Annotated in this window: 15 protein-coding genes, 4 pseudogenes and 1 riboswitch; of the genes and pseudogenes, 3 read left to right on the forward strand and 16 right to left on the reverse strand. The window is 41.0% G+C overall.

Annotated features, from left to right (window positions below; translation table 11 throughout):
• Nucleotides 1–7: 7 nt before the first annotated feature.
• From ACTNC0_RS04445 to ACTNC0_RS04470, 6 genes and pseudogenes are all read right to left on the reverse strand, one after another.
• Nucleotides 8–1231, reverse strand: coding sequence for a zinc-binding dehydrogenase (locus tag ACTNC0_RS04445; RefSeq protein WP_020993375.1), 1224 nt, complete (start codon nt 1229–1231; stop codon nt 8–10).
• Nucleotides 1232–1258: 27 nt separating this feature from the next.
• Nucleotides 1259–2647 carry an aldehyde dehydrogenase family protein gene (locus ACTNC0_RS04450; RefSeq protein WP_008705584.1) on the reverse strand — a complete coding sequence of 463 codons (1389 nt, stop codon included), beginning with the start codon at nt 2645–2647 and terminating at the stop codon, nt 1259–1261.
• 29 nt (nt 2648–2676) lie between these two features.
• Nucleotides 2677–3540, reverse strand: a complete 864-nt coding sequence (locus ACTNC0_RS04455; protein ID WP_441086472.1) for a class II aldolase/adducin family protein — start codon at nt 3538–3540, stop codon at nt 2677–2679.
• 150 nt (nt 3541–3690) lie between these two features.
• Nucleotides 3691–4482 (reverse strand): glycyl-radical enzyme activating protein, encoded by a 792-nt coding sequence (locus tag ACTNC0_RS04460; protein WP_441086473.1) that lies wholly within the window; start codon nt 4480–4482, stop codon nt 3691–3693.
• 67 nt (nt 4483–4549) lie between these two features.
• Nucleotides 4550–7075 (reverse strand): glycyl radical protein, encoded by a 2526-nt coding sequence (locus ACTNC0_RS04465; protein ID WP_441086474.1) that lies wholly within the window; start codon nt 7073–7075, stop codon nt 4550–4552.
• Between the two features lie 491 nt (nt 7076–7566).
• A pseudogene (locus tag ACTNC0_RS04470) lies at nt 7567–7707 on the reverse strand (DUF6783 domain-containing protein).
• Here ACTNC0_RS04470 and ACTNC0_RS04475 point away from each other — a divergent pair.
• Together ACTNC0_RS04475 and ACTNC0_RS04480 are read left to right on the forward strand one after the other, a co-directional pair.
• A pseudogene (locus ACTNC0_RS04475) lies at nt 7657–7767 on the forward strand (DUF6783 domain-containing protein); the annotation flags it as partial. The pseudogenes ACTNC0_RS04470 and ACTNC0_RS04475 overlap by 51 nt on opposite strands.
• A 109-nt stretch (nt 7768–7876) precedes the next feature.
• Nucleotides 7877–8605 carry a phosphatase gene (locus tag ACTNC0_RS04480; protein WP_441086475.1) on the forward strand — a complete coding sequence of 243 codons (729 nt, stop codon included), beginning with the start codon at nt 7877–7879 and terminating at the stop codon, nt 8603–8605.
• A gap of 170 nt (nt 8606–8775) precedes the next feature.
• Here ACTNC0_RS04480 and ACTNC0_RS04485 read toward each other — a convergent pair whose 3' ends face one another.
• The 5 genes from ACTNC0_RS04485 to ACTNC0_RS04505 form a co-directional block, all read right to left on the reverse strand.
• Nucleotides 8776–9423, reverse strand: a complete 648-nt coding sequence (locus tag ACTNC0_RS04485; RefSeq protein WP_441086476.1) for an L-rhamnose mutarotase — start codon at nt 9421–9423, stop codon at nt 8776–8778.
• A gap of 114 nt (nt 9424–9537) precedes the next feature.
• Nucleotides 9538–9921, reverse strand: coding sequence for a hypothetical protein (locus ACTNC0_RS04490; RefSeq protein WP_441086477.1), 384 nt, complete (start codon nt 9919–9921; stop codon nt 9538–9540).
• Between the two features lie 426 nt (nt 9922–10347).
• Nucleotides 10348–11394 (reverse strand): hypothetical protein, encoded by a 1047-nt coding sequence (locus ACTNC0_RS04495; protein WP_441086478.1) that lies wholly within the window; start codon nt 11392–11394, stop codon nt 10348–10350.
• Between the two features lie 22 nt (nt 11395–11416).
• On the reverse strand, nt 11417–13702 hold the full coding sequence (locus ACTNC0_RS04500; protein ID WP_441086479.1) for a C1 family peptidase: 2286 nt from the start codon (nt 13700–13702) through the stop codon (nt 11417–11419).
• A gap of 626 nt (nt 13703–14328) precedes the next feature.
• Nucleotides 14329–14652, reverse strand: a complete 324-nt coding sequence (locus ACTNC0_RS04505) for a cysteine-rich small domain-containing protein (RefSeq protein ID WP_441086480.1) — start codon at nt 14650–14652, stop codon at nt 14329–14331.
• Between ACTNC0_RS04505 and ACTNC0_RS04510 the strand changes: the two are divergent.
• Nucleotides 14605–14721 (forward strand): annotated as a pseudogene (locus tag ACTNC0_RS04510) (hypothetical protein); the annotation flags it as partial. The gene ACTNC0_RS04505 and the pseudogene ACTNC0_RS04510 overlap by 48 nt on opposite strands.
• Here the strand turns inward: ACTNC0_RS04510 and ACTNC0_RS04515 are convergent.
• The 5 genes and pseudogenes from ACTNC0_RS04515 to ACTNC0_RS04535 all read right to left on the reverse strand — a co-directional run.
• Nucleotides 14671–14811 (reverse strand): annotated as a pseudogene (locus tag ACTNC0_RS04515) (DUF6783 domain-containing protein); the annotation flags it as partial. The pseudogenes ACTNC0_RS04510 and ACTNC0_RS04515 overlap by 51 nt on opposite strands.
• A 295-nt stretch (nt 14812–15106) precedes the next feature.
• Nucleotides 15107–15300: riboswitch (cobalamin riboswitch) on the reverse strand.
• Nucleotides 15301–15589: 289 nt separating this feature from the next.
• Nucleotides 15590–16096, reverse strand: coding sequence for a EutP/PduV family microcompartment system protein (locus tag ACTNC0_RS04520; protein ID WP_441086481.1), 507 nt, complete (start codon nt 16094–16096; stop codon nt 15590–15592).
• Nucleotides 16097–16136: 40 nt separating this feature from the next.
• Nucleotides 16137–16565 carry a BMC domain-containing protein gene (locus tag ACTNC0_RS04525; RefSeq protein WP_441086482.1) on the reverse strand — a complete coding sequence of 143 codons (429 nt, stop codon included), beginning with the start codon at nt 16563–16565 and terminating at the stop codon, nt 16137–16139.
• An 11-nt stretch (nt 16566–16576) separates the two neighbouring features.
• A complete protein-coding gene (locus ACTNC0_RS04530; protein ID WP_117844608.1) occupies nt 16577–16942 on the reverse strand; it encodes a BMC domain-containing protein in 366 nt (121 codons plus the stop codon).
• Nucleotides 16943–17350: 408 nt separating this feature from the next.
• Complete coding sequence (locus ACTNC0_RS04535; protein WP_441086483.1) at nt 17351–18778, reverse strand: C40 family peptidase; 1428 nt, start codon at nt 18776–18778, stop codon at nt 17351–17353.
• Nucleotides 18779–18916 lie beyond the last annotated feature (138 nt).

The following is an 18916-nucleotide window of genomic DNA, read 5'->3' on the forward strand; positions in this document are numbered from 1 at the left end:
GCTTATATTATTTATTCACAACTGCAATCTTAAGACCTGTCATTGCCAGGTTGGTCTGAAGAGCTTCGTTGATCTGCTCTAACGGGAACTTATCTGTGATCAGTTCAGACATTGGAAGACCGATTGCATTTGCTCTCTTAAGGAAATCAAATGTTGTAACATAATCTCTGAGAGTGTAAACCCAGGAACCAACCAGATTGATTTCTTTGGAGCAAAGATCAAAGTGCGGGTTAATTGTAGCATCTCCACCATTGATGAAGAAACCAAGTTCGCAAAGGCCGCCGCCGTTACGGATAAATTTATAAATATTTGCATGAGCTTTTGGATTTCCTGTACACTGGAATGCAAAATCTGCAAGGTGTCCACCCTGTGCTTCTTTTACAGCCTCTGTCAGTGCTTCGATTCCTTTGAAGTTCATGAAGTTAACGCTTGTATCTGCTCCCATTCTCTTCGCAAATTCAAGACGTTTCTCATTTCCGTCTACTGCGCAGATATGTTCTACGCCCATAGTACGAAGTACTGCAATGCAGATCAGACCGATTGGTCCGCAGCCCTGAACTACAACTCTGCTGTTGAAACGAAGGATTCCGGTTGTTTTTGCTCTCTCAACTGCATGTACAAGTACTGCACATGGCTCGATGAGGATTCGGGAATCTAGATCCAGATCACTTACATTAAAGAATGTAGTTCCGAAATTTCCACCTCTTAAGAAGATGTAATCGGAGAACCATCCGTTAAGATGTACATCATCATCCGGAAGAAGTCCATATACGTCAGCTCCACCTACGTTCTTCTTGTTCAGGTCGAACATTGTGATTTCCGGATCATCTTTAAAGATCATACAGGTAACGACTTTATCGCCAACCTTTACAGGTTTTCCTGCAGTATCTACTTTAACATTCTTACCCATAGCCACGATTTCACCTGTACCTTCATGTCCAAGTGCTACCGGGATCAGGCCAAATGGATCTCTTTTAAATTCATGTGCATCTGTACCACACACACCGCATCCTTCAACTTTAACCAGGATATCGTCATCTCCAATCGGAGGAATCGGATATTCTTTCAGTTCGAAATGTTCCTTTTCAGTTAATACAGCTACTCTGGCTGTCTTCGGGATTCCAGTTGTTGCTGCCGGTGCAGAAACTGTTGCTGCTGCCGGTGCATTTCCTGTCATGCCGGAGAGAACCTGTTTCACGATTTCTTCTATATTTACATTATTCATGTCCATGTTCTTTCTCTCCTTAACTCATCATCTTTAACGAATGCAAAGGCTGTCTGCCATTACGCAGCGTCTTCTCTTGGTAAATGTACTTGCGCAGGTAAGACCTTCACCTGTACGGCTTGCGATTGTAAATGTACAATAGCCTTCACCGCCAAATCCTAATGCAGCATAGGATGGTGCATTCTTTACAAGGATTGCTGTATCAATTGCTTTCGCATATTTTGTAATATTATCAATATTCTTTGAATGGATATGTGCAGAATGGCGATTTCCGTGTTCTAACCATACTGCCTGTTCCACTGCATCATCAAAATCTCTTGCTCTTACTACACCAAGGATCGGCATCATAAGCTCTGTTGTGATCAGCGGATGTTCCTTCGGTCCTTCAAATACGATACAGCGGATATTTGCCGGTGCATTGACACCGATCATGGAAAGAAGTGTTCTTGCGTCACGTCCGACACATTTACGGTTCAGTTTTCCGCCTGCCAGAACTACTTCTGTAAGTTTATCCTGTTCTTCTTTAGATGCAAGATAACAATCATTCTCAGTTACAAGATAATGCATCAACTCATCTACGATAGAAGAAACTGCTACGATCTCTTTCTCTGCGATACATGGAAGATTGTTATCAAATGTACATCCGTTTACAATGTCTGTTGCCGCTTTACGGATGTCAGCTGTTTCATCAACAAGTGCCGGAGGGTTTCCTGCACCTGCACCAATGCCACGTTTGCCGGAAGAAAGAACTGCAGTTACAACTCCAGGTCCCCCGGTTGCTGCAATAAGCGGGATGTCTTTATGTTTCATCATTACATTGCTGGTTTCAAGAGTAGGTTTCTCTACAGTAACCGCAATATTATCCGGTCCGCCGGACTCTAATGATGCTTCATTCAGAAGATTGATCGCATAAATGGAAGTCTTGATTGCTGCCGGATGAGGATTAAATACAACTGTATTTCCTCCTGCAAGCATTCCCATTGTATTACATAAAATTGTTTCACTTGGATTGGTACATGGAGTAATAGCACCGATCACACCGAAAGGTCCCATTTCAATAAGAGTTAATCCTCTGTCTCCTGACCATGCAGTTGTTGTAATAACTTCTGTTCCCGGTGTCTTATCAGCTACAAGATGATGTTTGAGAATCTTATCTCCTACATTTCCCATACCGGTCTCTTCCACACCCATGCGTGCCATTACTTCTGCATTTTCTTTTATTTTCTTACGAATGCAGGTAATAATTTTTTCTCTCTGATCCATGGACATTTTCTTTACAATAAGCTGTGATTTCTTGGCAGCTTCAATTGCATCATTCATTTCTTTAAAAATGCCATGTTTGCCAGTCGGAGCGTCTGCTATCTGCATTTTTGCCATAACTTCCTGTACAATTTCCTGTACCATATTCTCATTAATTGGCATGAGACTGTCCTCCTTGATTATCTATGCTCTTATTTCATTCCTAACTGAGCCATTACCTGTTTTGTAATCTCAGCAACTAACTGTGCATCAGATGCAGCATTATTCTCTGCCGGTTTTGAATCTCCACCTACGAAATCATACTGATATCCAGGGAATTTCTTGAATTCTCCGTCCTGACATGCTCCACCGCAGTTATGACAGTTCTTGCCGTCTTTGTTCAGGCAGAGGTTTGCCGGATGTTTACCAGCCATACCGAATTTACGACGAATTTCATAAAGTTTCTCAATGTTCTTCTCATCAAATTCCTTAGGTCCGCCAAGAACTTTTGACTGATACAGAAGCTGTGCGTAGAACTCTACAGATTCCATCTTCATGTAAGCTGCATTTAAGTCTGTGCTCCATGTCAGTGCTCCGTGGTTTTCAAGAAGAACTGCATCGAAATATGGAAGATATTTCTCAAGGTTATCCGGGATCTCCATTGTAGATGGTGTACCATATTCAGCAATCGGCACGCATCCAAGAGAGATAACGGCTTCCGGCATGATCGGCTGTGTCAGCGGAATACCTGCGATTGCAAAAGATGTTGCATAAATTGGATGAGCATGTACAACAGAACCTACATCTGGTCTCTTCTCATAAACTCTCATATGCATTTTAATTTCAGAAGATGGTTTAAATCCAGGATTTGCCTGAATAACATTTCCTTCTCTGTCTACTTTACAGATATACTCTGGTGTCATGAAGCCTTTGGATACACCTGTTGGTGTGCAAAGAAATTCATTGTCGTTCAGTTTTACAGAGATGTTTCCATCGTTTGCAGCTACCATGTTACGGTTGTAGATTCTTCTTCCGATGTCGCAGATCTGTTTTTTGATTTCATATTCGTTTACCATGCTCATTTTCCTCCTTAAGGCATTGGATTTCGTTGACGTTTCTACTTGTGATTGTACACTATCAGTCATAAAAAGTCAATATAGTTCCGTTGTTTTGTGTTGTTTTTATCGTTTTATTTATGTTGTTTTTATTTGTTTTTATCTTTCTGCTCATCCGCCGATCTGGCAGTCCAGACCGCTGACTGCATGCACTGCTTTTTTCAATGTTTCCATATGTTCTTTGGATGGTGGCTCAATCTCACCCATCAGGTATGGTCTTCCAAGGCCTTCATATTTATCCTGTCCAAGTCTGTGATATGGAAGCAAATGAATTTTATCCACTCCGGGAAGTGTATCTGCAAATCTTGCAATTCCCTGGATTTCTTCTACGGTATCATTAAAAGTAGGAATTACAGGAACTCTGATCACAAGCTTTGTTTTTCCGGAAAGTGCTACTTTTCTGGCATTTTCCATCATCAGTTCATTGGAGCGGCCTGTAAATTCTTTATGTTTCTGTGTATTTGTATGTTTGATATCCATCAGATAAGTATCAAGATACGGAAGGATTGATTCAATAGTTTCCCATTTCGCACACGCCATGCTCTCGATTGCAGTAGAAATTCCTCTTTCCTTTGCTGCCCGCAAAAGAGCTCCTGCAAATTCCGGCTGGCATAGACATTCTCCACCCGAAAGAGTCATCCCTCCACCTGACCGGTAATAATATGGCCTGTCCTTCTCAACCTCTTCGATCATCTCCCTAACTGTCACGTCGCGGCCTATGATTTTATCTTCTCCCAGAACTTTCATCGTCTGGATCTGATACTCCTGGGATTCCGGATTGCAGCACCATTTGCACCGCAGGACACATCCTTTCAGAAATACGATTGTCCTTATGCCCTGTCCATCATGAATGGAATATCTCTGGACATCAAACACTCTGCCCTTTGTATCCAAATAGTCCATGCTTTTTCCTTTCTTCAGTCCTTATCGTTACTCATTATATTTCCTGTTTACTTCTTACATCTTCCTGTCAGAATCCCTGTTCTGTACGGCGGATGATATCATCCTGAAGAGAACGGGAAAGTGTTGTAAATAAAGCACTGTATCCTGCAACTCTGACTACCAGGTGTTTATATTTCTCAGGGTGTTCCTGTGCATCCAGAAGTGTCTGTCTGTCTACTACATTAAACTGCATATGCATTCCCTTCTGGTCAAAATAGGAACGGATCAAAGCAACAAACTTCTCCAGCCCTTCTCTTCCTGAAAGAGCAGACGGATGGAATTTCTGATTAAAAAGTGTTCCATTCGATACGATAAAGTGATCCAGTCTTGATACAGAAGTTGCTGCTGCTGTAGGCCCCTTCACATCCTTACCCGCTGACGGTGAAACGCCATCTGCAACAGGTGTATGGGCATATCTTCCATCCGGAGTTGCTCCTGTCTGTCCGCCTAACGGTACATTGGCAGATACCGGATATAAACCAGCCTGGAACTTTCCGCCTCTTGGATTACTGTAATTCTGAAGAGGTTTGGAATATGTATAGGCAACTTCCCTTGCAAAATAGTCAACCTCCGGGATATCATTTCCGAATTTCGGAACTTCATCGATCATATCATGGATTTCTTTGAATCTCTGTGTTTTCTGCTCTCCCGGTTTCATTCCGATCAGTGTTTTCAGAAGTTCTGCTGCTGTTGTGGCATCTACATTTCTGCCGGCTTTCTGCATTGCTTTCATAATCATTGCCGCAATATCTCCTGCCGACTGAGCATCCAGTCCCTTATCATAGTTCCACGCAAGTGCCTCTTTCAGTTCTTCCATGGATACTTTCTTCTCTTCATACACCAGCTTACGCACTGCAAAAAGTCCGTCCGCCATATTTGCGATTCCAAATCCCTGCGGACCGGTGAAGTTATAGACAGCTCCGCCTTCCTGCACTGATTTTCCTTCTTTCAGACAGTCATCCACCATACAGGAAAGGAATGGCAGCGGACATCTCTCCGCATGAGCCACATCGATTGCATTGTCTGCATTTACAAGCAGTGAAATACAGTATTCCATCTGTTTCTTATATGCATCAAAGAACTCATCAAACGTCTGCATCTTAGTGACATCGCCGGTAGGAATTCCCACCATCTCGCCTTTGTCCATACCGTTGGCAAAAACAAGTTCCAGTGGTCTGCACATATTAAAGAATGCAGCATCATGCCAACCTTCTGTCTTTCCCGCTTTCTGCGGTTCTACACAGCCAATAATATTATATTCTCTCGCATCTTCCAGGGATAATCCTCTGTTCTGTAATGCAGGAATAATTACCTCATCGTTATAATATGCCGGAAGTCCGATTCCTGTTCTTGTCAGTTCGGCAGCCTTGATCAAGAATTCATGCGGTGAACCATTCCATACTCTTATCGAAAGTGACGGCTGTGGCAGTCTTACATGCATGGATGCCTGAATACACATAATAGAGAGGTCGTTCGTCACATCTTCTCCCTCTTTATTCTGACCACCTGCGATCAGATTCTGGAAAAGACTGTAGCCGGCAAATCCTTCTGCCGAAGCTGCATCTCGACATTTATTCAGATCGTTTAATTTAACCCAGATACAATCCATCAATTCCTGTGCGAACTCACGTGTGATCGTACCAGCTTCCATATCTTTCTTATAATATGGATACATATACTGGTCAAAACGTCCCGGCGAAATAGAATGTCCGCTGGATTCCATCTGAAGCAGCTGCTGTACAAACCAGAAAGACTGGCATGCTTCATAGAAATTCTGTGCACCTTTTGCAGGTACTCTGCTGCAGTTTTCTGCAATTACAAGCAGTTCCTGTTTTCTTACAGGGTCACTGGTCTGCACAGCCATCTCCTGTGCAAGTTTCGCATATCTGCCTGCATAATCAATCACGGCCTGACAGCTTGAAATTACAGCCTCAAGGAAGTGTGATTTTCTGGCATAGTTTCCATCTCCGACACTGCAACCATCCAGCTCTTTCTGAGCTTTCGCCATGATTCCTTCAAATCCTATTTCCAGAACTTCCCAATATTTTACCGTAACATGTCCTACACCATTATAGAAATAATTGCCCGGTGTAAAAATATTATGTTCAATGGCCTTGATCGCTTCCGGTGCCATATAGGAGGTTGCAAGTTCACTGGTTGTTTTTCCCTTCCAGTATTTATTCGCCTCCTTCAGCTCAGCCTTGGTTTCTTCTGCAATGTCAAACGGGTCTGCTGTTCTTGTTGCCACAGTGTCAAACTCAGCTTCCAGCCATTCATAGGAGAATTCCGGGAATGTCTGACATCCTCTTGGTGCGATCGTACTACTTCCTACGATCAGTTCATTATCACGGATGATAATCGGAATATTATAAAGAATATGTTCAAAAGCCTTCGCTCTGCGGGTAATGATCGGCTGTCCTTCTGTTTCCTTATAAGATTCCGTGATCAGTTTCGCTCTAGCAGATTCTATTACCGGCATGTGTGCATATAATGCATCTACCAGTTTCTGGATTCTGGGAGATTTTGGAATATCTGATGTTTGAAATTTTTCCATGTTGCTCCTTTCTCATGAATAAAAACTGTTCACGTTATTTTTCATAAAGTAAACAGCTTCATTGCGACCGTTGATGCGCAATGAGACTCCATGTTTTCATATAGTTTCATTATACCTTATGGCATTTACTAAGTCAACATAAATCAACACATATTCATTGACTTTTTATGTTGTTTTATATTTATTTTTTGTCCTGTTTTGGTTGTTTTTATTTTGTTTTCTGATTGACTTTCCATTTCTCTTCTGTCATACTTATATCATAAAATATGTTGCTGTTCACTCCGTGTTCAGTAATGCTTTTTGTAATATATAAATTTTATGCTAATCACATAAACTCGCGCCGTATATCCTAGTACAGCTAAAATTAAGTTTCTGCTATATTGACGCAGGATGATTTCTTCAACTGCAAGGCGGAGGAATGAGGCGTAGCGGTGTCTACGGCGATTGACGACAACGCCGCAGATGAAAAATCAGACAAGTCAATATAGCAGTTACTTAATATTCGCTGTACTAGAGTGTGTCTGAAAAATCATTCCCGCAATCTGCACGCCCCACTTTGCGGGATATTTCACCCGAATTCAGTTGCCGTAGCCCACTACGGCGCCCTCATCCGGGCAAAATATCCCACAAATTGTGACGCACATCTTGCAGAAAGCCTTTTTCAGACACGCTCTAGTGTGCCAACAAGTTGAATCTTGATATTTTCATGTTAAAATATCTCTCGGGACAGTGGCGCGTGAACATTAACTTTTCATTCGCTTCACAATTAATGCAAAAATCTATACTGAAAGGAAGGAAAAAATGTATCTTTCCGATATCCATACACATTCCATTGCCAGCGGGCATGGTACTGACTGTACGATTTCTGATATGGCAAAAACAGCCAGCAAAAAAGGGTTGAAACTTCTTGGAATTTCCGATCATGGTCCTGGTACTTTCGCTTCCGGTACTCCCTCTTATTTCCGCAGTCTTCCTTTTTGCCCGAAGAAGAGATTTGGCATAGATATTCTTTATGGAGTTGAATTAAATATCCTTGATGTAGAAGGACATATTGATCTGTCAGAGGAACTGCTTGATAAACTGGATTATGCAATTATCAGTATGCACCGTCAGAATTACCGTTCAGGCTCTGTCAGTCAGAATACACAGGCTTATATCAATGCAATGAAACATCCTGCTGTAAAAATCCTCGGTCACTGCGACGACACACATTTTCCGGTGGACTATGAAACTTTAGCAAAAACAGCTTTACAGGAAAATGTAATTTTTGAGATAAACGAAGCTTCTCTTGCCCCTTACGGTTACCGGGGCGATACCAGATTAAACACAGCCAGAATCCTGTATTACTGCCGGAAATATAATATTCCAATCATCTTGTCCAGTGACAGCCATGGCAAAGAACACATCGGAGATTTCACATATTCTGCCGAGTTTGTTCATCAGGCAATGTTTCCGGAAGCGCTTATCCTCAATAATCAGATTCCTAAATTGAAAATTTTTCTTCAAACTCGCGAATACATTGTTTCGTAAAGAATAGTCTCGCATCCACAAGCAAGTAGATGGTGTACACATTTAAAATGGAGATACCATTAACTTATTTCTATGCAAAACAAGAAGAGCAGCCTCCGGAATTATTAGTTTCATAATTCCAAAGTGTTGCTCTTTTATATTTGCTTTTATATTTGCTATCTATTTTTCTGTCAGTTATGCCATGCGAGTCTTCTGCATGCCGGATGCCATTCTCCTGTCATCCAGTCTACGTCATTGGTAATCCAGTCCATGATTCCAAGTTGCCTGGTTTCCCATTCCACTGTAGCTTTTCGTGCTTCCTGAGTTTCATCAACTTCCATAGTAGTATCAATCTCATCATAGCCAAAAATATATCCGCCAGCGCTCCAGATACTGAAATTACTGTCCGGACCCGGATCCACAGTATCACCTCTCTGCGCAATAAGTCCATCGTGGCGTGCTTTGTATTCTTCCTCGCATCCCTCTTTTAATTTTGTCATAAATACCCTGTGACGTATCAGTTCTTTATTCTTTCTTACAATTCCAAAATTATGATACATCAGACGCATATCCTGTCCAGGTGTGGAGATCCATTCAAATGTTTCCTTCATTTCCTCTGTCAGTCTATCTCTGACAGCAATCTCCTCTGCACTTAGTTCCGCCGCATCTTCTTTTTCATAGTATCCGAAAATCAGCCTCTCTGTATTCCAGATGCTGAAGTTCTTTATCTGATTTCTGTCAAGAAATGCGGTCAGTTCCGGCCATACCTTTCCCAGTTTCTGACGGTAAGTATTCATCATGCCGTCCTTTACCTGCATTGCAAATGCGTGTCTTTCCATTTATTACACCCTCCATACATTTATTTCTTTATAACGATCCATCTCTTAAAATTAATCGATTGTCACATTATTTTCATTTTATACCCCAATGTTTTTTCCGTTATCTTCTACTGTTCAGGCTTCTACTCTTGTATTCTGTTCTCTTTCTTTTCTGGCTTTCTCTCTTTGTTTTGTCAGATCGTAATAGTCATCTGTAAGTATCCCATGTTTTCTCATTGCATCAAATACTTTCTGCTGAGCAACCGTCATTTTCATTCCTATGGAATTATTATAATCAGTCAGAACACAGCCCGTTTTCTCAATCAGCCAGAATAACGGAGAATCATTTTCAGGAATCATTTTCCATATTTCATCTTCCGTCCATGGAAGCAACGCCATCATGCCATGAAGGTGGCCCTTTAGAATTCTTATGTAATCGCCGTCTGGTAAAATCAGTCCATCCGAAAAGTTTTCATCTTCAACTTTCATCTTCTCCAGCAGTTCTTCCGTTATTTTCATAGTCTTTTCTACCTCACCCTTGTATTTTACCTGCTCCTATTATACGTGCGCCTCCGGTATTGTGCAAGTGTTACGTTACTGTTCACTCCGTGCCCAGTAACACGCTACGCGATGCACAGACTTTATGCTAATCGCATAAAGTCGCGCGGTATGTCTCGGGATTTTGGCATATTTATGCCAAAATACCTCGCGGGATAGTGGTGTGCGAACAGTAACAGCGTTACTGAACGTAAAAATTCTTCAAAATTTAGTTTGATTAATCCAGCAAAAAGTTGTAAACTATACTTGCACACACAAGTTAACATTTTTTTGTTAATTAAGACTATTCGAGGTTTCCTCAGAATGTCTCAATTATACACACACATTTTTCCAAAAAGAGCAGCTTCACCATCCGGTGAGCTGCTCTTTGATTTCATTAATCTTTATTTATTTTTTCTTCTTAAGGAAATAGATCAGTAATATTACAATCAGAATAATACCAATACCACTGATCCAGATTACAGGATTCTTCATTCCTGAATCTGACTTCACATTCTTTCCAGATGTTTTCTCAGTCTGTTCTTCACTGGCTTTCTTTCCATCTGTTGAATCAGGTTTCTCTGTTTCTACAGTTTCCGGTGTCGGGGTAGCCTCTTCTGTCGGAGTTGCCTCTGGTGTTGGTGTCGCTTCTTCCGTCGGAGTTGCTTCTGGTGTAGGCGTTGCCTTTTCTGTTGGTGTTGCTTCCGGTGTAGGCGTTGCCTTCGGTGTCGGGGTTGCTTCCGGTGTCGGGGTTACTGCCTCTGTTGGTGTCGGTGTAACCTCCTCAGCTGCCGCTGGAACATTTCCTGATGTACCTGTCGCATCCGGAAGATTCTCAGCTGCCGGAGCATTCTCAGTTACGTAGTCTGTATCGCGGTCAAGATTAATCCAACCCTGATCAACACCCTGTGTATCTGTTTTTCCCCAGTTTGTTCCATCTTCGCCCTGGACATACTGAGAAATATGTACGGTTGTCTCATCCGCAATGCCATTTGAACCTGAAACTTCATCAAATTTCTCTCCAGGTCCGTTATAAACCGGTACGTTTACACCATTCCCCTGAATTTTCACTTCGAAATCAACATCTTTACCGCCAAAAGTATTATATTCCTTATCTATTGCTTCATCTCTGGTAGCCGGATTCAAATCTCCCATCGGAACATATCCATTCATTCCATGGTATTGGGTATATGCCCATTCATTATTATCTGTCCCGCTTTTTTCACCAAGCACATGAATCGCTGTGCCATTTGGAATCTGTTTGTCATTCAATTTCACGCTCTGTGGATCTGCCTCATCATAAATATCCACGCCACCCTGCGCGCTCTGCACGATCATGTAATAATCTGTCACATAATCCGGATTCTGGCTTCTCCCATCATCAGCGTAAACAGATACCGCTGTCAGGATAAAACATAAAGCTGTCGCTATTATTGCCCCTAACTTTCTCTTCATAATCATTTTCCTTCATCATTTATTATTTTCTTTTTACAGCAGATGAACTCTTATATTTGCTGTAAGTGTTTCCATAAGGTTCTTTTACATATGCTTTTACCGCATAATAGTATGATACACCTTTTTGGGTTTTTTTGTCCAGATATGATGAGAAATTTTTATCAGAAATTTTCCTGATCAGTTGATAAGATCCGCCTTTTTTCTTTCTATAAATGTAATATCCGTCACATTTCTTCTGCGTGCTCCAGCGAATACGTATTCCATTCGTTTCTGATTTCACAGAAGAAACTTTCTGCAATGCCGGTGCCGCCTTAATCACAGGACCTGTTGTATACTTACTTAAATAATTTTTCCCATTTGCCTGATAGTACGCTCTCACTGTATATCGATATGATGAACTTGCTGTAATCTTACTGTCTTTATATTGAAGTACAGAGCTTTTCAGCGTTGCAATTTTTGACCATGAGCCACCTGTTGCAGGTTTTCTGTAAACATAATATCCTGACGCCTGAGGAACTTCTTTCCATGAGACAAGATTATATCCTGAATTATATGCCTTCACCTGAAATACCGGCGTATCCGGTACCCAGGATTGACTTAACGTTCTTGTATGTGCCTTAATTCTTGCCGACCAGTTTTTAGTCTTTCCATCTGACCATTTCGCTGTAGCCGCTGCGCCTTTATGAAATGTCTGATTATTCTCTATCCCTGCCGTGGAAGAAAACCATTTACTGCCTCCCGAAGTCCTATAGCTGGCATTTGCTTCCACTCCGTAACTGATATAGCTGATTCCAGCATTTGTAATCACCACCGAATAACGGCTTCCCTGTTTCAGAACCACTTCCGGCACTGTAATCGTCTGCACTCCGGCGATCGGCTGTTCAAATTCATAAGGTGTCGCATATGCTGCTGTACCACTTTCCGGATCAGAAGGGTCTGTGACATCTGTGTATATCTGAATCTTATAAGAAGCATTATCGTTCATGGTAACTACATTGACTTCGCCTAAAGCCTCTTCTTTTCCATTGCCTGCCTTTGCCTCGTAAACAGCAGCCACTGATTGTCCCGGCTGTACTTTTATAGAAGAAATCGCTGAAGATCCATCATAAAAATAATTATTTTTATATTTCTGATCTGCAATCGTCACTGCCTCTGCCGTTACCAGGTTGCTGATATTTGGATCCTGATAAGAAAGATAATAGTATCCATCATCACCTTTTTGATTTCCCCAGCTGTTTTTTATAATCCAGGCACCATCCTGTGTCACATTAGAACTGGACAGGAAATTGTTTTTGGAATAATTATCATCCCATCCCACTACTGTTACAATGTGATTGATCATTTTTCCCGAAGATCTGTTTACAGGGTAACAATACGCTGCTGTATCTGCATTGACATAATTTTCTGACATATACAGCATGATAGATACTGCATGATCATTCATCAGCATTTCTTTCATACGCTCCTCGCTATATTCAGAAAGCGATGCATTTTTCAGATATGCAGCCGCATGGTACGCTTTATCTTCGGATATTGCCTCAGTCAGATCCTGTTTATGTGAGGAGTCTGTAGGAAACGGCACATCTGTCTCTGTAGTCATACCTGACCATGTGCTGAGAAAAACTGCCGCCAGGTAATCATTGCCACCTATATTATGGTAATTTCCCAATACCGAATTTATATCATTGGCAGTATTTCCTAACGGATCATTCTGCCTGTTGGAAAAAAAATATGACAGATGTTCCTCTGACAAGTCATATGTCCCTTTGTTCTGTGCCAGCAAAGAGGACTCCATGATTGCTGCCATTCCAAATGCCCAACACATTCCAAATGGATGCTGGTCTTTTACAGAAGTAACCAGTCCCTTTTGTCTGGAATCATAATAAGATGGAAAGGCTGCGGCCCTGCTTCCATAGGCAGCATAAACAGATGTCAGATTACTTTCCACCTCTGGTCCCGGATCTAGTAATGTCAGATTTTTAAACGGTTCTAATTGTTCTTCTTTCTCCTCTTCTGTTAACGGTCGACCTTTGATATATCGGATTCCTTCTGTATTCTCCTGCGGCGTCTCTCCATCCTGGAAATCCTGTTCTGTATCGTCAGACGAAAATACTTCTGTATCTGATTCCGTATTTGTCTCAAAATCATTTGTCTGAGAATCCTGAAATTCTTCTATATCCTCTGCTTCCGTTTCCTGATATATACCAGTTCCAAACATCTCCTGACCTTTTACAGGTATCGAACCGCAAATCATGGCAGATGTCAAAAAAGCCGATAGCATACGTATAGCAGTAGTTCTTTTTTTCATATGCCTGATAATTCCTCCATATTTAAAAATAATATTATTATATCATTTTTAATTTCATTTTTCAATATAGAATCCTGCTTTGCAAAATTTCCTGTTACACCAAAACCGCCAGATAGCAACTTTATGCTTTCCGGCGGTTCTATGTAGCAAATATATCTTCCAATCTTGTATCTTTACAATCTATTTTTCTTCTGTTAATAACAGTAAAAGAACTCCTCCTCTTATCCTCTATGCAAATCATGCATAAAATTCCCAAAATTTTTTCCTCGGCAATGGAACTCTTGCTTCAAGGAGGAAACATATAGAAAATAGAAATGTCCGGTTCTGCCAGTCAGAAAAAATACCGGCAGGAAAAGATGTCAAATGCCTGTGCCGCATTCTCTTTTGTTCAGGTGAAAAGTGTGCGAACGGTGCATGAGTGCATGTAAAATAATTTACACAAAAATCCGTTCAAATTTTAGATATTTAAGCAGATATTAGCTGCCGGTTGTTCCAACAACTGTATTATTTCATTTCAGATCTTCTCTTTTGTTGTATTTATTCTAACAAACTTAATTGTATATTACAATAAAAATCGTTCCCGTTTATCTGGGCTAATCTGACACATTCCCGCTTTTCACACAAATTTATTTTATTCCTCGAGGTATTTTGGTCTCTGTCTGCTCATTTTCTCTTATTTTCTTCATCAGCGTCGACAGTTCCTGATATTTTCCCGTAATATAACCATAACTTTTTCTTTTATGTGGAAGCATACAATTTGTGCAATCCTTTATCCCATTCTCTGTATATTGAAAATTCCCTCCGCATTTATCTCCCAGCGCATATAGTGGACAATAACAGAACAGACAATTAAAATCATCCGGATCTGCATTCCTATGGCATGGAAAATACTCGCATTTTTTATGGCTGAAATAAGAATACTCTTTTCCCTCCCAATAAGGTTTCTCCATTTCTTTTTCCTTCTTTCTCATTATGATGTTAGAGCGTGTTTGAAAAATCATTCCTGCAATCTGCACGCCCCACTTTGCGGTATATTTTGCCCCTAACTTGATATCTACGAATTGTTCCGCTGCAAAGCAGCTCCCGTAATTCTCATAATATAAAAAAATACTCTAATGAATCATCAATCACTCTTCGCATAACAAAGTATCAAAAATTCATTACAGCATTTCTTAAATTACGTAATTATAAGAGGGAGCGATGCTACCCCGGGGTAGAAAAAATCCGTTCATGAGTGCGCGGAGGGAACGAATAAATCCGAAGTAGTATCGCCTGCCATTTAATCATGTATAATTCATAAAGAACAGGCGCATTCCATAAAAAATGTCTGCCTTCAAATAAAAGCAGACAACACTCCGAAGCTGCGGATTCAACGGAGTTGGTTGTTACACTTTACACGGAAGTTTAACCTCGCCATACCAAGCAGGTTTCCTGGCTCCAGGCTCATCGCTCCTCTCTCCTTCTCATGCTATGGCACAATGGACATTCTGAGATTTGCTCCTCTGTTACAGTGACCGGATCGCTCAGGTTTCTCACCTGATTCCCTCTTTCTGTACTGCTTCTTAAACAGTATCAGCACTTAATATGTTCTGTATGGAATTATACTAATCGTATAGTAACACTTTGTAATGAGAATGTCAACTATTTATCAATATAATTTTATATTTCTGTTACTGTTCACACGCCACTATCCCGCGAGGTGTTTTGGCATGAGAATGCCAAAATCCCGAGACATACCGCGCGAATTTATGCGAATAGCATAAATTCTGTGCATCGCGAAGCGTGTTACTGGGCACGGAGTGAACAGTAACATATTTCTTCGTTTATCCTTATTCTAATAACGAATTAGTTCCATCCTACTCTTGCAACTTATGAAGTAAATAATATTTAATTCTCTGGCAAGGGTTCCCATTCATTTAAACCCAGGCTCTGTCTGTATTTCGCTTCTTCCAGACTAAGCTGCGGAAGGTCTTCCTCCAGATATTCCTTCAGCTCATCGATTCCTTCTCCGGTAACATTATTTACCAGAAAAATACGTTCACATCCTGCATTAATCATCCACTGGCGTACCATCGGTACATTTGCATATGGAGAATCTATCTTTGTTATAATCCCAATCAGTGGTCTGAGAATAAACGAACTACTTCCATATCCAAAAAGGCTGAAAGGCTCATCTGCCGACTGCACCATAGCGATCACATCTGCCTCAAATGAAAAGCATGCAAGCCCGACACTGAAATGTTTAGATTCCGCATACTCACCCGGAGAATCAATCGTATCATCATTTGTATTTGTATACTGTGTTTTTATGTAATGAAGTTTTTCTCCTTTCAAAGCCTGCGTAAGCGAAGTTTTCCCAGCCTCGCTTCTACCCATCAAAAATATCTTCTTCATATTTTGTATTTTTCCTTTCAGCTCTCCCAGCATAGATTGTCTAGCTTCTGTGAATCGCACAGGTTTTAAACTTTAACACCTCTTTAAAAAATCTCACCACTTCCTCTACCGCCGTCTGCACCTCTGTCAGCCCTCCGGTAAGAATCAGAGAACCACTGAAACGATCCATAAACCCAATCTCTACATTGGCACTTTTTACTGCCACATCAGCTGCTACAACTACTGCTTCCCAGGGTGTAAAGCGAATCATTCCTATTGCCTCCCCGGTATGATCCTCGCCTTCATGAACTCCAATATGAAGTCCCAGGTTCTGATAGATACATCTCTGAGATGGATTGATCACATGTGCCAGGCAGACCTCCTTGCCAGGAACCCTTACTCTGGTCATGCGAAGCTTTTTTCCTTTCAGCTTCTCATAATCCTCATGATAAAGCTTCTCCAATAATTCTTTTGTCGTCATCCCTGCCATCAAAGCACTTCCTATCTCTTGGTAATGTCACAGACTACATAGCCTAATGTATCTCTGAAATAATCCACAACCTCTGTCATTGCTGACATTACATCAGAAATCTCTCCTGTAATGATCAGCGTACCTGTAAAACGGTCTGCAAATCCCAGATAAACGTTTCCACTCTTGACTGCAATATCTGATGCGATCACAGCAGATTCCGGCGGTGTCATATTCATGATTCCAATCGCAGAGGAACGGTAATCTACCTGCGGATTCAATCCCAGCTTCTGATATATGATCGGAGCAGGACCACCCATTACATGTGCAAAGGTAATTTCCTTACCGGCAACCGTTTCCTGTACAATTCTTATATGTTCTACATGGTCATTTGCCATCTGTCTTTCCTCGCTTTCACTCTCTTCTATCTATTGAGATATCCGGCATTACTGTTCACACGCTCCTATCCCACAATCAAACGCGCAGTAACCTTCAATCAGATATTCTCATTTTATTTTGCTGAACTTTGCTATATCAGCCATCTCCCATGCCAGTCAGACATCCCACAGCTTATCTGAGTTTATCTGAAATCTGGCTGAATTTATCTAACAGTTACTTAAACTGTACTATCCAAATAATTTTATGTCAAGGTAAAATCCATTTAATAATTGGTAAAATCTTACGCTGAAAACGAAAGGGAGCACTGACCCCTTTTATCAGTACTCCCTTTCACCCCTATTTGTATTTAATTATTTATACTTATTTAATTACCCCGATGTATTATCAGATCAATATACTCTCTGTCATTACACCAGTCTTCTTACAGAAACGATTGTTCTGTATGCTGCATTATCACTGATCTTGATACCATCTACGGAGTTGGATGCATGAACGATACGTCCATTACCCATGTAAATTGCAACATGTCCACCGTAGCAGATCAGATCTCCCGGCTGTGCATCTGCATAAGAAACTTCTGTACCTGCGTTCTGCTGTTCATAAGAAGTTCTCGGAAGGCTTACACCAAAGTTTGCATATATACTCTGAACAAATCCTGAACAGTCAGCTCCATTTGTAAGGCTTGTGCCGCCCCATACATATGGATTACCAACAAACTGTGTAGCATAATCTACAACAGAAGATCCTGATCCGGAATAGGAAGAAGAACTGTCTGAACCAGATGACTGTTCACTCTCGTAATCATCTGCGGATACTGTATTATCAGAATCAATTACATTGCCATACTCATCGTACTCTACATCATCAGAAGATGTACCACTGTCAACAACATCCCCGTTCTCGTCGTACTCTACATCTTCTTCTGAATCGGACTCTTCACTCTCATCATCTGAGTTCTCTATTACATTTCCGTCTTCGTCATATTCCACATTATCTTCTGATTCAGATTCCTGCTCCTGTTCAGCGGCTTCTGCAGCAGCTGCTTCCTCTGCGGCCTGTCTTGCAGCTTCTTCCTCAGCCTGACGTCTTGCCTCTTCTTCTGCTGCAATTCTCTCAGCTTCCAGTCTCTGGATTTCAGCTGTCTGTTCTGCTAACAGGTTTGCATATTCTGTAGCCTGCTGCTGTGCATAGGCAATTTCATTTTCATAATCTGCAGATTCAGCTTTCTTCGCATCGATCTGACACTGAAGATTATAAGACTGTTCTTCATAAGAAGCCTTCATCTCCTCCAGCTCTGCCTTATCAGATTCATACTGTGTCTTAAGATTATTCACTTCATTGATCGTATTTACATATTTATCAAGGTTCTTTCTGTCCTGTTCATACATCTGCTGCGTGTTCTCAGCACGTGTAAGAAGCTCGCTGAGATCATCTGAATTAAGCATCATCTGGAACCATGCTGTATCTCCGCCCTGTTCATATAAGCACTGGATACGTTTCTTCATACTCTCATACTGTTTATCTCTTGCCTTCTGAGCTTTCGCCAGATCCTGTTTTGTTCTGATAATATCTACTTCTTTATTATCGATATCTCCTTTAAGAGTATCAATAGAAATCATAACACTTACAAGATTGGAATCCAGTTCGGAAATCTCATTCTCAAGCTGTGATTTCGCATATGCCAGCTCATCCATTCTGGAATAAGTTGCATCAAGCTGCTGGCTTGTAATCGCCTGCTCTTCTCTTAATTCATCCTCTCTTGAAGCGCTTACACTGACTACCTGTGTTGCTGTCATAAGCAGTGCTAATGTAAGACATACAATTCTTTTCTTCATGAATTCTCACCCTCGTAACATTTTCTTTCTATCTCGTAATCCTTTTGTAATATCTAAGTTAATTCTTATACATATTAACATATCGCATTTAGAAACGCAAGGGTTATTTACAACAAATTTTATATTTCTGTAACATTT

It is taken from the genome of Blautia sp. HCP3S3_B11, assembly GCF_052064435.1.
In the GTDB taxonomy this organism is placed as follows: domain Bacteria; phylum Bacillota; class Clostridia; order Lachnospirales; family Lachnospiraceae; genus Blautia_A.